This window comes from Paenibacillus elgii NBRC 100335 (assembly GCF_004000865.1).
In the GTDB taxonomy this organism is placed as follows: Bacteria; Bacillota; Bacilli; order Paenibacillales; family NBRC-103111; genus Paenibacillus_G; species Paenibacillus_G elgii.
On sequence record NZ_BIMB01000006.1, the window covers coordinates 64,227 to 77,585 of the forward strand.

Here is a 13,359-nt window from a genome sequence, read left to right on the forward strand (position 1 = left end):
TCAGGAAGGGGAAGGAGCGGGCATGAAGGCATCGAACGTAACGGTTCGCCGTCGGTTGTTCGCCGCGCTGATTGTCGGAACGGCTATTTTTCTGGCCTTGGCGGTGCGGCTCGCGTACGTGCAGATCTGGCTCGGACCGGAGCTGTCGGATAAAGCGGAAGATTCGTGGCGCCGCGACATTCCCGTCACGGCCAAGCGGGGGGAAATCCTGGACCGGAACGGGGCGCAGCTCGCTTACAACATAAGTTCGCCTACGGTGATGGCCATTCCGGCGCAAATTCAAGATCCCCAGGCAACGGCGTCCAAGCTGGCGGCGGCGCTGGACGCAAGTCAGGAGACGATTTACAAGCAGTTGACGACGAGAGCGTCCAGCGCCTATATCAAGCCTGCCGGCCGCAAAATTACGCAGGAAAAAGCCCGGGAAATCCGCGATATGAAGCTTCCTGGCATCGTCGTGACCGAGGATAATAAGCGATATTATCCGTTCGGGAGTTTGGCAGCACACGTGCTCGGCTTTACCGGGATTGATAATCAAGGATTGACGGGCATAGAATTGAAGTATAATCGGACATTGACGGGTATAGGCGGGAGCATTTCGTATTTGGCCGACGCCGCGGGCAAGTCGATGCCCGGATCGACGGATGAGTACAAGAAGCCGCTCGACGGCCTGAACCTTCAGCTCACGATCGATAGCAACATTCAAGCGATTATGGAACGCGAGCTGGATCAGGCGATGCTGAAATATCAACCGAATCATGTGATCGCGATTGCCATGGACCCGAATAACGGAGAGATTTTGGCGATGGGGTCAAGGCCGGGCTACGAGCCGGGCAATTATAAGGCGTACCCGGTGGAGAACTATAATCGGAATTTGCCGATTTGGATGACCTACGAACCGGGCTCCACCTTCAAGATTATTACGCTTGCGGCAGCACTAGAGGAGAAAAAGGTTAACTTGACGGAAGGTTTTTTCGATCCGGGTGCAATTGAGGTGGCGGGTGCCCGGTTGCGGTGTTGGAAGCGGGGCGGACATGGCAGCGAAACGTTTCAGCAGGTGGTAGAAAATTCATGCAACCCGGGCTTCGTCGTGATGGGCCAAAGACTTGGCAAAGAGAAGCTTTTCGAGTATATTTATAACTTCGGGTTCGGTAAAAAAACGGGGATCGATCTCGGCGGTGAAGAGAACGGAATTATGTTTAAGCCGTCGCGGGTCGGTCCGGTCGAACTGGCCACCACTTCGTTCGGGCAAGGGGTCTCCGTCACGCCGATTCAGCAAATTACGGCCGTATCCGCAGCCGTAAATGGCGGCAAGCTGTTCAAGCCGCATGTGGCGAAGGCTTGGTATAACCCGGATAACGGAGCGCTGGTCGAGGAAATGAAGCCGGAGCTTGTGCGCCAGGTGATCTCCGAAGCGACCTCCAAGCAGGTACGGGAGACGCTCGAGAGCGTCGTGGCGAACGGAACCGGGCGCAATGCGTTCATTGACGGCTACCGGGTAGGAGGAAAGACGGGGACAGCACAGAAGGTCGTGAACGGACGCTATTCCGCGAGCGAGCACATCGTCTCCTTTATCGGATTTGCTCCGGCCGACGATCCGAAAGTCGTCGTGTACGCCGCTGTCGACAATCCTCAGGGCATCCAGTTCGGCGGCTTGGTCGCAGCTCCGCTCGTCAAGGGAATTATGGAGGACACGCTTCGTTATATGAAGGTTCCGCCGCGCAAAGATCAAATGGACCGCAAATACGTGTACGGCGATACGAAAGTCGTGGAAGTGCCGAATCTCGTTGGCATGAACGTCACGGAGATTTACGAAAGTATGAACATGAATTTTCAACTGGCGAAATCCGGCACAGGCGGTACCGTGATCAGTCAGGTTCCGAAAGCCGGGACCCGGGTGGAGCAGGGCTCGACGATCCGGATTTATTTGTCCGATTCGAGCCCGCCGGAAGGCGGCAAACCGCAGGTGCAGTGAAGGCTGACGCTTGAATGAAAGTACGGTAACATTTGGGGAAATGGGCTTTTCAGCACGCATTTTTTTGTCCATAATGATACCATGTGCAAAAAACGGAGGGGGACACAACATGCAACTGAAGGAGCTGGCAGCCCAGCTTGCCGTCAGCCGGATGATCGGAGACGGCGATACCCATATTCACGGTCTCGCGGCCGATTCCCGCAAGGTTCGGCCCGGAGATTTGTTTTTCTGCGTACCCGGCCTGAAGACGGACGGTCACGATTATGCCGGGCAGGCGGTTGCGCAGGGAGCTGCAGCTTTGGTTGCGGAACGGGAGATTGAAGCGGATGTCCCCGTGCTGCTGGTGAAACAGGTGCGTTACGCCATGGCGGCGTTAGCCTGCCATTTCTACGGATATCCGAGCCGGGAGCTGAAGCTCATCGGCGTAACGGGAACGAACGGCAAAACGACGACCACGTATTTATTGGAAAAAATATTATCGGACCAAGGTTTTCAAACCGGATTAATGGGAAATATCCATGTGAAAATCGGTGCTGTCCGTCATCCGAACGAAAAGAACAATACGCAAGAGGCGATTGAGCTTCAGCGTATTTTGCGCGATATGGCCGATGCGGGAACCGATTATTGCATCATGGAAGTTTCTTCGCACGGCCTTGATATGGGCCGGGTGAACGGCTGCCGGTTCCGTACCGGCTTATTTACGAACTTAACGCAGGATCATCTGGATTATCACCAAACGATGGAGCGGTATCGGGAGGCCAAAGGCCTGTTATTCTCCAGGCTCGGCAACGAATTCGCGCCGGCAGCCGATCAGCGCCAATATGCGGTGCTGAATGGAGACGATGCGGCTTCCGACTACTTTGCCAAGCATACGCCGGCGCAGACGATCGTATACGGCATAGACAACCCGGCTGTCGACGTGCGGGCGGAGGACATTGAAATAACTGCCAAGGGTACCAAGTTCCGCTGCGTCACCTACCGCGGAACGGCCGAGGTGAAGATGCGGCTGGTCGGCCGCTTCAACGTTTACAACGTGCTCGGCGCCATCGCCGCAGCGCTGGCGGAAGGGATTGAGCTGGAGCGAATTGTCGCCAGCCTCGGCAGCATGACTTCCGTCGAAGGGCGGATGGAGATTGTGGATGCGGGGCAAGAGTCTCTTGTGCTGGTCGATTATGCCCACACGCCGGACGGCTTGGAAAATGCGCTCTCGACGATCCGGCAATTTGCGGAAGGCCAAGTTTATTGTGTATTCGGATGCGGCGGTGACCGCGACCGCGCCAAACGCTCGCTGATGGGAGGCGTGGCTGCAAAGTATAGTGACTATGTATTCGTCACTTCCGACAATCCGCGCACCGAAGATCCGGAAAGCATTCTCCGGGATATCGAACCGGGCCTTGTCGAGGCCGGCTGGGATAAAGAGCGTTACGAGCTGCTCGCCGACCGCAGACAGGCCATTCAAAAAGCGATTGCCCGGGCAACCTCTAAGGATGTAGTATTGATTGCGGGAAAAGGGCACGAAACGTATCAAGATATCCAAGGCGTCAAGCATCCGTTTGACGACCGGCTGGTAGCGGAAAACGCGATAAGGGGACGGTTGCAGTGATCAGACGTACGTTGGCCGAGATTGCCGTCATGGTCGGAGGAACCTTGGCGCAAGGAACGCCCGGCGATGCCGTGATTCGCGGCGTTTCGAAGGATACGCGCACTCTCGCGGAAGGCAGCTTGTATGTGCCGCTGATCGGGGAGTCGTTCGACGGGCACGAGTTTGCCGATGCCGCTTTCGAGCGAGGCGCTACCGCATCGCTGTGGCAGACCGACCGCCCCAATCCGCCGTCGGGCAAGCCGCTGATTCTCGTGGACGATACGCTGTCGGCGCTGCAGCGTCTGGCCCAAGCCTATCGCCGTCAGCTGAAAGTACGTGTTGTCGGCATCACGGGCAGCAACGGCAAAACGACGACAAAGGATATGACGGGAGCCGTGCTCGCCACGGCCTTCCGTGTGCATAAAACGGCAGGGAACTACAACAATCATATCGGTCTTCCGCTCACTTTGTTGGAGCTGAATGAGGATACCGAGATTGCCGTCCTTGAGATGGGCATGAGCGGACGGGGCGAGATTGAGCTGTTGTCCCGGCTCGCTGAGCCGGAGCTTGCCGTCATCACGAATATCGGAGATGCGCATCTGCTGCAGCTCGGCTCACGCGCCGAAATCGCTCGAGCCAAAACGGAAATTTTGGCAGGACTCCTGCCCGGCGGCGCACTCGTCTATCACGGGGACGAACCCCTGATTGAGGAGGTTCTGCCGGAGCTGGCCCAGTCCGGGCGTATGAAGGTGGACGGCTATGCCAAAGTCCGCTTCGGAGCGGGCGCGTCCAACGATCTGTACCCTCTGGAAATGAAGCTGGATGCGAAAGGGACGCACTTTGTCGTCAACACTGATCCGGGAATTCCTTTCTATATTCCGCTGCTCGGAGGACATAATGTGGTCAACGGGCTGGCGGCGATCGCCGTCGGGAAATATTTCGGGCTGGATGCGGCGCGGATGGCCGAAGGCTTGCAATCGCTGGTCGTTACCGGAATGCGGATCGAAGTGTCGCAGGCGCCTTCCGGCTTGACCGTGTGGAATGACGCCTACAACGCTTCCCCGACTTCGATGAGGGCCGCGCTCTCGCTTCTGCACGAGGCGACGGGCTATAGCCGCAAATTCGCGGTGCTTGGCGATATGCTCGAGCTCGGTCCCGAAGAGGCGGAATTTCACCGGGATATCGGCCGTTTCGTCAATCCCGACGTGGTTGAGGCGGTATATCTTTACGGCCCACTTGCCCGGCATATCGCCGAGGGGGCGAGGGAGCGGTTTCCGGCGGAGCGCGTCCGGCATTTTGAAGATAAAGAGGAGCTGGCCCGTGCGCTCGGTCAGGCTGCCGCAGCGAGCGACGTCGTGCTGATCAAAGGCTCGCGCGGTATGCGGATGGAACAGGTGGCATCGTTTTTAATGCAATTGGGGGGATAGTCCGGTGGATTTTCAAATTGTCATGATCACGCTCGGCGTGGCCTTTTTGCTTGCGGTCATTATGGGACCTTTATTCATTCCGCTTCTTCGCAGACTTAAATTCGGGCAGCAGATTCGTACCGAAGGACCGCAAGCGCATCTGAAAAAAGCGGGCACGCCGACGATGGGCGGGATCATCATCATGCTGGCGCTGGCGCTCGCCGTGCTGCGTTTCGGAGAAAAAAACATCGAAACGCTCATTCTCATTATCGCATCGCTTGGATACGGTTTTATCGGATTTTTGGACGATTATATTAAAATTTTGTTCAAGCGCTCGCTCGGCTTGACGGCCAGACAAAAGCTGCTTGGGCAGCTCGCCGTCTCGATCATCGTATGTATCCTGCTGGTGCAGACCGGACACAACACAGACATCCGGATCCCTTATATCGGCTTTTCGTTTGATATCGGCTGGTTGTACTTCCCGTTCGTCGCTTTTCTGTTGCTGGGTACATCCAATGCGGTGAACTTTACGGACGGACTGGACGGCTTGTTGGCCGGAACTAGCGCGATCGCGTTCGGCGCTTATGCCATCATTGCTTTGAATAACTCGCAGCCGAATCTTGCGATCTTCTGTGCCGCGATGGTCGGCGCCGTACTCGGATTTCTGGTGTTCAACGCTCACCCGGCGAAAGTGTTCATGGGGGATACCGGCTCGCTCGGCATCGGCGGAGGTTTGGCGGCTGTGGCGATTTTGACCAAAGCGGAAATTTTGCTGGCGTTGATCGGCGGCGTGTTCGTGGTCGAAATTTTATCGGTCATCATTCAAGTCGTCTCCTTCAAGACGAGGGGGAAACGGGTGTTCAAAATGAGCCCGATTCACCATCATTTCGAGTTAACAGGCTGGTCGGAGTGGCGCGTGGTCATTTCGTTCTGGACAGCGGGGCTGATTTTAGCCGGTATCGGACTTTATATTAACGAGGTGTTGTAGGCATGGAGCATCCCGCTCAGTACCGCGGCCGTCAGGTCGTCATTCTAGGTCTTGCACGCAGCGGCGTTGCAGTCGCCAAATTGTTTCACGAGAACGGCGCGGTCGTCGCCGTCAACGATAAGAAAGAACGCCATTTATGCCCTGAGGCCGCCGAGTTGGAGGCTCTGGGTATTTCTGTTGTTTGCGGGAGCCATCCCGAAGGGCTTGTACATGAGGGTGTTGCGCTCGTCGTGAAAAATCCCGGCATTCCTTACACGATCGAACCTGTAAAGCGGGCGGCCGAGCTGGGAATCGAAGTGGTGACCGAGGTCGAAGTCGCCTATCATATTTGCAAGGCGCCGATGATCGCAATAACCGGCTCCAACGGCAAGACGACCACGACGACGTGGACCGGTCTTATGCTCGAAGCGGGCGGATTAAAGCCGATCGTCGCCGGTAACATCGGACGTGCCTTGACGGAAGCCGCTTTGGAAGCCGAAGCGGACAACCGGATGGTTGTCGAGCTGAGCAGCTTTCAGCTCAAAGGAACGCGTGCGTTCCGTCCGGCCGTAGGGGCGCTGCTAAACGTGTACGAGACGCATCTCGATTATCACGGGACGATGGACGATTACGTCGTCTCCAAGACGAAGCTGTTCGCGAACCAAACGGAAGCGGACACGGCCGTGCTAAACTGGGACAACCCGGTCTGCCGCCAAACGGCTGACTCGATTCGTTCCTCGGTGCTGCCTTTTTCCGTACGCGAGGAGCTGGCTTTTGGAATGTTCGTACAGCCTCCGCTTGCCGCCAGGGATGAAGACACGGTACATACGATCGTTTACCGCGATAAAGACGGGCAAACGCACCGTATCTTGCCGGTACGGGAGCTTGGAATACCGGGCAGCCACAATGTGGAAAATGCGCTGGCAGCCAGCGCCATGGCCGTCGCTTCCGGAGTGAAGCTGGAGACAATCGCCCAGGTGCTGAAGGAGTTCCGCGGCGTGGAGCACCGGCTTGAATATGTGGAGCAGAAGGGCGACGTGCTCTTTTATAACGACTCCAAAGCGACGAATCCAACGGCGACGATCAAAACCATTGAATCATTCAAGCAGGACATCGTTTTGATTGCGGGGGGACTTGATCGCGGATCGGATTACATGGAATTGCTGCCCGCGTTCCAAAGCCGGGTGAAAGGCCTTGTCGCCTTCGGAGAGACAAAGGAAAAAATCGTCCGTGTGGCGCGCCTTGCAGGCATGAGCCGGATTAAAACCGTCGATACTGCTGCTAAGGATGCACGGGAAACGGTGGAGGAAGCGGTGCGGGAAGCACAGGCGCTGGCGAAGCCCGGCGACGTGGTGCTGCTCTCGCCCGCATGCGCAAGTTGGGACATGTTTTCCTCTTACGAGGAGAGGGGAAGCATGTTTAAGGAGTCCGTGCATAACCTGTAAAAGGGGGGAACAAGCCCTGTCAGCCGGCAGCGCTGATCCGGCGTGAAAGGTCCCTTCCCAGATTACCGAGAGGTAGAGGTGTGGGCGGTATGGTGAAAGCACGTTCGACTCCGGATTGGATGATGTTGGGCTCCACGCTGCTGCTGCTTGCCGTAGGCGTGGTGATGGTGTACAGCGCCAGCGCGGTGCTTGCGTTTCGCGAGTTCGGCGACTCGCTGTACTATTTGAAACGTCAAGCGCTGTTTGCGGCGCTCGGCATCGCAGCGATGATTTTTACGATGAACGCCGATTATTGGATTTGGAAAAAATATGCAAAAATCATTTTGATCGTCTGCTTCATTCTGCTGGTTGCGGTGCTTATTCCCGGCATCGGGGTCGTTCGCGGAGGGGCGCGCAGCTGGCTTGGTATCGGTTCGTTCGGGATTCAGCCGTCCGAATTTATGAAAATGGGCATGATTGTGTTTTTGTCCAAATGGTTGTCCGAGCAGCAGGGCTCGATTACGCATTTTACCCGTGGGCTGCTGCCGCCGCTTGGCCTCGTCGGCCTCGCTTTCGGAATCATCATGCTGCAGCCCGATCTGGGAACGGGCGCGGTGCTGGTCGGCGCCTCACTGCTGATCATCTATACGACAGGAGCCCGTCTGCTGCATTTATCGTATCTCGGACTGGTCGGGATTCTCGGATTCGTCGGCTTGATCATTGCGGCGCCCTATCGGCTGAAGCGGATTACCGCTTTTCTCGATCCGTGGCAGGACCCGCTCGGCGCGGGCTATCAAGCGATTCAATCGCTTTACGCGATCGGTCCCGGGGGACTGGTCGGCCTCGGTCTGGGCATGAGCCGGCAAAAGTACAGTTATTTGCCCGAGCCGCAAACGGACTTTATCTTTTCCATCATTGCAGAGGAGCTCGGTTTTATAGGCGGTTCCTTCGTGCTGCTGCTGTTTACGCTGCTGGTCTGGCGGGGGCTGCGTACGGCGATTACCGCGCCGGATACGTTCGGCAGTCTGCTTGCTACGGGCATCGTCGGCATGATCGCCGTACAGGTCATCATCAACATCGGCGTCGTGATCGGCATGTTTCCCGTTACAGGTATTACTTTGCCGCTAATTAGCGCCGGCGGCTCGTCGCTAACGCTGATGCTGACCTCGATCGGCGTGCTATTGAACATTTCCCGGTATTCGAGGTGACCTTCCTTTATGAAAAAAATCGTCTTCACGGGCGGCGGTACGGCCGGTCATGTGACGCCGAATTTGGCGGTGATGGCCAAGCTGCGCCAGCTCGGCTGGGACATGGAATATATCGGTTCCAAGGATGGAATCGAGAGAGAAATTATCGAGCACGAAGGGATTCCGTTTCATCATATCGCTTCGGGCAAGCTGAGGCGTTACTTTGACGCCAAAAATTTTAAAGATCCGTTCAAGGTGCTGCAAGGCGTCGGCCAGGCTTATCGGCTGCTGGGCAAAATTAAGCCCCATATCGTATTTTCCAAGGGCGGCTTCGTGACCGTACCGGTTATCGTTGCCAGCAAACTGAGGGGAATTCCCGTCATTTCGCACGAGTCCGACTATACCCCGGGCCTCGCCAACAAGATTACGATGCCCCTCGTCTCCCGTATTTGCGTGACTTTTCCCGAAACGTTGAAATATGTCCGCAGAGACAAAGCGGAACGCACCGGTCTTCCGATTCGCGAGCAGATCTTGGGTGGAAAAGCGTCCCGCGGACTGCAGATGAACGACTTTCATTCTCAAAAGCCGGTCCTGTTTATTATGGGCGGCAGCCTTGGCGCCCAGCGGATCAACCAAACGGTTCGCGAATCGCTGGAGGCACTGCTGGAACGGTTCCAGGTCATTCATATTTGCGGGAAAGGAAATACCGATCCCTCCTTCGACCGAATCCGGGGCTATCGGCAGTATGCGTACGTCAAGGACGAGCTGCCCGATCTGCTCGCCTGCGCCGATCTGGTCGTCTCGCGGGCAGGCTCCACCTCGATCTTCGAATTTCTTGCGCTGCGCAAGCCGATGCTGCTCATCCCTTTGACCCGCCAGGCGAGCCGAGGAGACCAGATTCTTAACGCGGAATCATTCCGGGGCATGGGCTACGGCAAAGTGCTGTTCGAAGAGGAGCTGAGTCCGGAGTCGCTGATCTCCAATCTCTACGGCCTGTCTGCGGAGCAGGATGAAATTCGGCAGCGGATGGAATTGAATCCGTACGGCAACGGCACGGATCACATCGTGAAGCTGATTGAAACCCATTGTTTGCCTCGCGCCTAGTGAATTTTGCACTAGGCGATTGTCACACTCTGATACGATTCACATAAACTACACTATACCGTGACAGACACTTGGCGAAGCGGCGCGCAGCCCGGGCGTAAAAATGCAGAAGCTCTGTGCGTGCCGCCAATCCTTGGTTCCGGAGCTCGTTTACCGGAAAGCCGGACGCCGCGTCGTTCTGTGAAGGAGGATTTCCCATGCAACAGGTCATAACGGAATTGCTGAACGGGTCCTGCGGCGAGTTGCGGCTGAACGAACCGCTTGCCCCTTACACCACGTGGAAAATCGGAGGTCCGGCCGACATTCTGCTCATTCCTCGTACACGATCGCAGCTTATCGATGCGGTAAAGCTTCTGAACCGGCACCAGATTCCATGGATGGCGCTAGGGCGGGGCTCTAACATGCTTGTAACCGACAAAGGGGTACGGGGCGTGGTCATCAAGCTCGGAGATGATCTGGAAACCGTACGGTTCGAAGGGGAAATCGTCTATGCCGGCGGAGCCTATTCGTTCATTAAGCTGTCGGTGATGGCGGGCAAGGAAGGATTGACCGGCCTGGAGTTCGCGGGGGGCATTCCGGGAACCGTGGGAGGCGCCGTCTACATGAACGCCGGGGCGCACGGGTCTGATGTGTCACGCATCTTATTGCGGGCTGAAGTACTGCTCCCGACAGGGGAGTTGGTGACGCTGAACAATGAGGATTTGGCTTATGCTTACCGACATTCGATTCTGCAGACGAAGCCGGGGATTGTGACTGAGGCGGTATTCCGGCTGCGGTATGGGGACCGCAAGGAGATTGCCGCTACACTCGCGTCCTACAAAGACCGGAGGCTGCGGACGCAGCCGCTGCAGCTTGCTTGCGCCGGAAGCGTCTTTCGCAATCCTCAAGGACACTTCGCCGCCAAGCTGATCGAGGAAGCCGGACTTAAAGGCCTTCGGGTCGGCGGAGCCGAAGTATCGCCGCTGCACGCCAACTTCATTGTCAACACCGGGCAGGCGACGGCCCACGACGTGCTCACCCTGATCGAACAAGTCAAGACTGCCGTGAATGAGAAGTTCGGCGTCTGCCTTGTTCCTGAAGTATTGGTGGTGGGTGAGCGGTAAATCGGAGGTGGGACTTTGGAAAAGTTGGTTATCGAAGGCGGGAAACCTCTCTCGGGAGCCATCAGAATTCACGGTGCGAAAAACGCCGCTTTGCCCATTCTAGCAGCCAGCATCATGGCGGAAGGCACGATTACGATTGAGAACGTGCCGGATTTGTCGGACATTCACGTGATGCTCGGTATTTTGCGGGCGCTGGGGTGCAAGGCGGAGTTGGTCGGGGATAACGTAACCGTGAGTACGAACGCCGTTCATCAGTTTCATATTCCCGAAAGCCTGATGAGCCAAATGCGATCCTCCATTTTTTTGATGGGCCCGCTTCTTTCCCGTCTCGGACGCGTGGAGCTGTATCAGCCGGGCGGCTGCGCGATCGGCGAGCGAAAAATCGATCTGCATCTGCAAGGGCTGGCTGCTCTGGGAGCGCATATTGAGGAAAACGGCAGCCAGATCGTATGCACGGCCAATGAGCTGCAGGGTGCGGAAATCGCGCTCGATTACCCGAGCGTGGGCGCTACCGAAAACATCATGATGGCTGCTGCGACGGCCCGGGGGATGACAACGATCATCAATGCGGCCCGAGAGCCCGAGATTCAGGATTTGCAAAACTTTTTGAACGCCATGGGCGCTCGTATTATCGGAGCCGGTACGGATACGATCACCATTGAAGGCGTATCGGAATTAACCCCCTGTACTTACCGGATCATTCCCGATCGCATCGTAGCCGGCACGCTGATGATTGCCGCTGCGGTTACAAGAGGAAACGTGACGCTGGAAAAGGTTTGTCCGGCTCATCTGACCTCCGCCATTCATGTGCTCAAGCGGGCAGGTATTCAAATCACAATTAACGGTGATATAATGAACGTGTGTGCTCTCGGCCGGCCGAAATCGGTGGAGAGGATCGTGACCTCGCCTTATCCGTCGTTCCCCACGGACCTGCAATCTCAAATCATGGTGCTCCTCAGCCTTGCAGAAGGGGTAAGCATCGTAAAGGAAACCGTATTTGAAGGACGATTCAAGCATGTAGACGAACTGTCGCGCATGGGAGCGGATATCCGGGTAGATTTGAACTCGGCCTATATTCGAGGAGTGCCCAGACTGTATGGCGCCACCGTGGAAGCGACCGACCTTCGCGCCGGCGCTGCGCTCGTCATCGCCGGATTGGCGGCTCAGGGATCAACCGTTATTGAACAAATCCATCATATCGACCGGGGGTACGACCGGATTGAACTGATGCTCGGGTCCCTCGGGGCGGGCATACATCGTACGACGCCGGTGCCTACGGAGTAGCACTTTATACATCCATATGACCACAGCCGCTGGAATATCCCTTTTTCCATGGGAGAAGGGATACCCTGCGGTTTACATATTGCGTATTTGATTTGCATTATCGTGCGGGCGATGCCGGCAAATACGGGGGAGGGCACCGATCCGTCCTAGCCTGCCGACGGCTCCCGTCCTGTCCGGGACAAGCTGCCCGGCGCAAAAGCGTACAGAGCCTGCCATGCGGGCTTTGTTGCGTTCAGAAGAGGAGGCACCTATGGAAGACAGACTCCCAGTGATCAAGAAACCGAATCCGAAAAGCCGGAGCAGCAAGAAGCTGCTGCTGTTTTTATTTATCTTTTTTATTACGCTTCTGCTGATTCTTTTCTTCCAATCGTCGCTCAGCAAAATAACGGAGATTGAGATTCAAGGGCAGCAGTTGATATCGAAGGAGGAAATCGCCCAAGCGGCCGCCGTCAAAGCGGGGGACCACTTTTTTTCCGTCTCATCCTCCAAAGTCGAATCGCAGGTCAAAGCACTAAAGATGGTCGAATCGGTCGATGTGTCCAAAAAGTTCCCGGGTCGCCTGATCATTCAGGTGCACGAGTACCCGAAGGTGGCTTACCAGATTGGAGAAAATGGCCAGATCGAGGCGCTGCTCGCCGACGCCAGCGTTGTGCCCGTAACGGTACAGGGCGTTGCGCTGGACAAGCCGATCCTGACGGGATGGCCGAAGGACGATCCGCTCAAGGTCAAGCTGTGTCTGGCCATGTCCAAGATGCCGGCCTCGTATTTCTCCGACGTGTCCGAGATCAAGCCTTCGCCGACGGATTCCTATCCGGACAAAATCAAAATGTACACCCGCTCCCAATATGAAGTGCAGACGACGATCGGGTATTTGCCCGACAAGATGAAATATTTGGATTCTTACATCGCCAGCCTGCACAGTAGTAAAATAACGGGAGGCGTGATTACGATGCTCGAAGCGGATACGCATGCGCCTTTCGAAAAGGATACGGGCAAAACGAACGCCAAGGATACGAAAGACGGCTCGGATGGAAAAGGAAACAAGGATAACAAAGACAGCAAGGACAAGGACGGTAAGGACGGTAAAAGCACCGCTTCCAAAGAGACGGACGCATCGTCGTCCGCTGACGAAAAGAAGCCGGAAAGCCAGGATACAGCCCGCAACTGAGCAAAAAACTCTACTCAACCTACTAGAATAGTGCTAGAATTGAAATTATGGTATAATTTAAGCCTGGCCGTGAAAAAAAATGAGCTAAAAAAGAGGGAATTGCCGAGCCGTGTGGAATATACACAGGAGGTTTTGCTGACCAAGGCTCATTATCGAAATTAT

General features: G+C 56.1%; 10 protein-coding genes. All 10 read left to right on the top strand.

The window, feature by feature from the left end:
* Positions 1-22 precede the first annotated feature (22 nt).
* The 10 genes from PEL01S_RS06570 to PEL01S_RS06615 all read left to right on the top strand — a co-directional run bounded on the left by PEL01S_RS06570 (position 23) and on the right by PEL01S_RS06615 (position 13,197).
* Positions 23-1,972 carry a stage V sporulation protein D gene (locus PEL01S_RS06570; RefSeq protein ID WP_127459771.1) on the top strand — a complete coding sequence of 650 codons (1,950 nt, stop codon included), beginning with the start codon at positions 23-25 and terminating at the stop codon, positions 1,970-1,972.
* Positions 1,973-2,081: 109 nt separating this feature from the next.
* Entirely contained in the window at positions 2,082-3,575 is a 1,494-nt protein-coding gene (locus PEL01S_RS06575) for a UDP-N-acetylmuramoyl-L-alanyl-D-glutamate--2,6-diaminopimelate ligase (protein WP_127459772.1), read from the top strand.
* Positions 3,572-4,981, top strand: coding sequence for a UDP-N-acetylmuramoyl-tripeptide--D-alanyl-D-alanine ligase (locus PEL01S_RS06580; RefSeq protein WP_127459773.1), 1,410 nt, complete (start codon positions 3,572-3,574; stop codon positions 4,979-4,981). The genes PEL01S_RS06575 and PEL01S_RS06580 overlap by 4 nt, the downstream gene beginning before the upstream one ends.
* Before the next feature lie 4 nt (positions 4,982-4,985).
* On the top strand, positions 4,986-5,948 hold the full coding sequence (gene mraY / locus PEL01S_RS06585) for a phospho-N-acetylmuramoyl-pentapeptide-transferase (RefSeq protein WP_036677323.1): 963 nt from the start codon (positions 4,986-4,988) through the stop codon (positions 5,946-5,948).
* A 2-nt stretch (positions 5,949-5,950) separates the two neighbouring features.
* Positions 5,951-7,372: a UDP-N-acetylmuramoyl-L-alanine--D-glutamate ligase gene (gene murD / locus PEL01S_RS06590; protein WP_063184245.1), complete on the top strand. Its 1,422-nt coding sequence runs from the start codon at positions 5,951-5,953 to the stop codon at positions 7,370-7,372.
* Positions 7,373-7,461: 89 nt separating this feature from the next.
* Positions 7,462-8,559, top strand: a complete 1,098-nt coding sequence (gene spoVE, locus PEL01S_RS06595) for a stage V sporulation protein E (RefSeq protein WP_108531670.1) — start codon at positions 7,462-7,464, stop codon at positions 8,557-8,559.
* A gap of 9 nt (positions 8,560-8,568) precedes the next feature.
* Entirely contained in the window at positions 8,569-9,642 is a 1,074-nt protein-coding gene (gene murG, locus PEL01S_RS06600) for an undecaprenyldiphospho-muramoylpentapeptide beta-N-acetylglucosaminyltransferase (protein WP_063184243.1), read from the top strand.
* A gap of 197 nt (positions 9,643-9,839) precedes the next feature.
* Complete coding sequence (gene murB, locus PEL01S_RS06605) at positions 9,840-10,745, top strand: UDP-N-acetylmuramate dehydrogenase (RefSeq protein ID WP_127459774.1); 906 nt, start codon at positions 9,840-9,842, stop codon at positions 10,743-10,745.
* Between the two features lie 15 nt (positions 10,746-10,760).
* Entirely contained in the window at positions 10,761-12,029 is a 1,269-nt protein-coding gene (gene murA, locus PEL01S_RS06610; protein ID WP_108531668.1) for a UDP-N-acetylglucosamine 1-carboxyvinyltransferase, read from the top strand.
* A 250-nt stretch (positions 12,030-12,279) separates the two neighbouring features.
* Entirely contained in the window at positions 12,280-13,197 is a 918-nt protein-coding gene (locus tag PEL01S_RS06615; RefSeq protein ID WP_063184240.1) for a cell division protein FtsQ/DivIB, read from the top strand.
* The last annotated feature ends 162 nt before the right edge of the window (positions 13,198-13,359 follow it).

Excerpts from the sequence above, each read along its gene's own strand:
- PEL01S_RS06570 (WP_127459771.1), top strand. The coding sequence starts at position 23 with ATGAAGGCATCGAACGTAACGGTTCGCCGTCGGTTGTTCGCCGCGCTG.
- murB (WP_127459774.1), top strand. The coding sequence starts at position 9,840 with ATGCAACAGGTCATAACGGAATTGCTGAACGGGTCCTGCGGCGAGTTG.
- spoVE (WP_108531670.1), top strand. The coding sequence starts at position 7,462 with ATGGTGAAAGCACGTTCGACTCCGGATTGGATGATGTTGGGCTCCACG.
- murG (WP_063184243.1), top strand. The coding sequence starts at position 8,569 with ATGAAAAAAATCGTCTTCACGGGCGGCGGTACGGCCGGTCATGTGACG.
- murD (WP_063184245.1), top strand. The coding sequence starts at position 5,951 with ATGGAGCATCCCGCTCAGTACCGCGGCCGTCAGGTCGTCATTCTAGGT.
- PEL01S_RS06615 (WP_063184240.1), top strand. The coding sequence starts at position 12,280 with ATGGAAGACAGACTCCCAGTGATCAAGAAACCGAATCCGAAAAGCCGG.
- PEL01S_RS06575 (WP_127459772.1), top strand. The coding sequence starts at position 2,082 with ATGCAACTGAAGGAGCTGGCAGCCCAGCTTGCCGTCAGCCGGATGATC.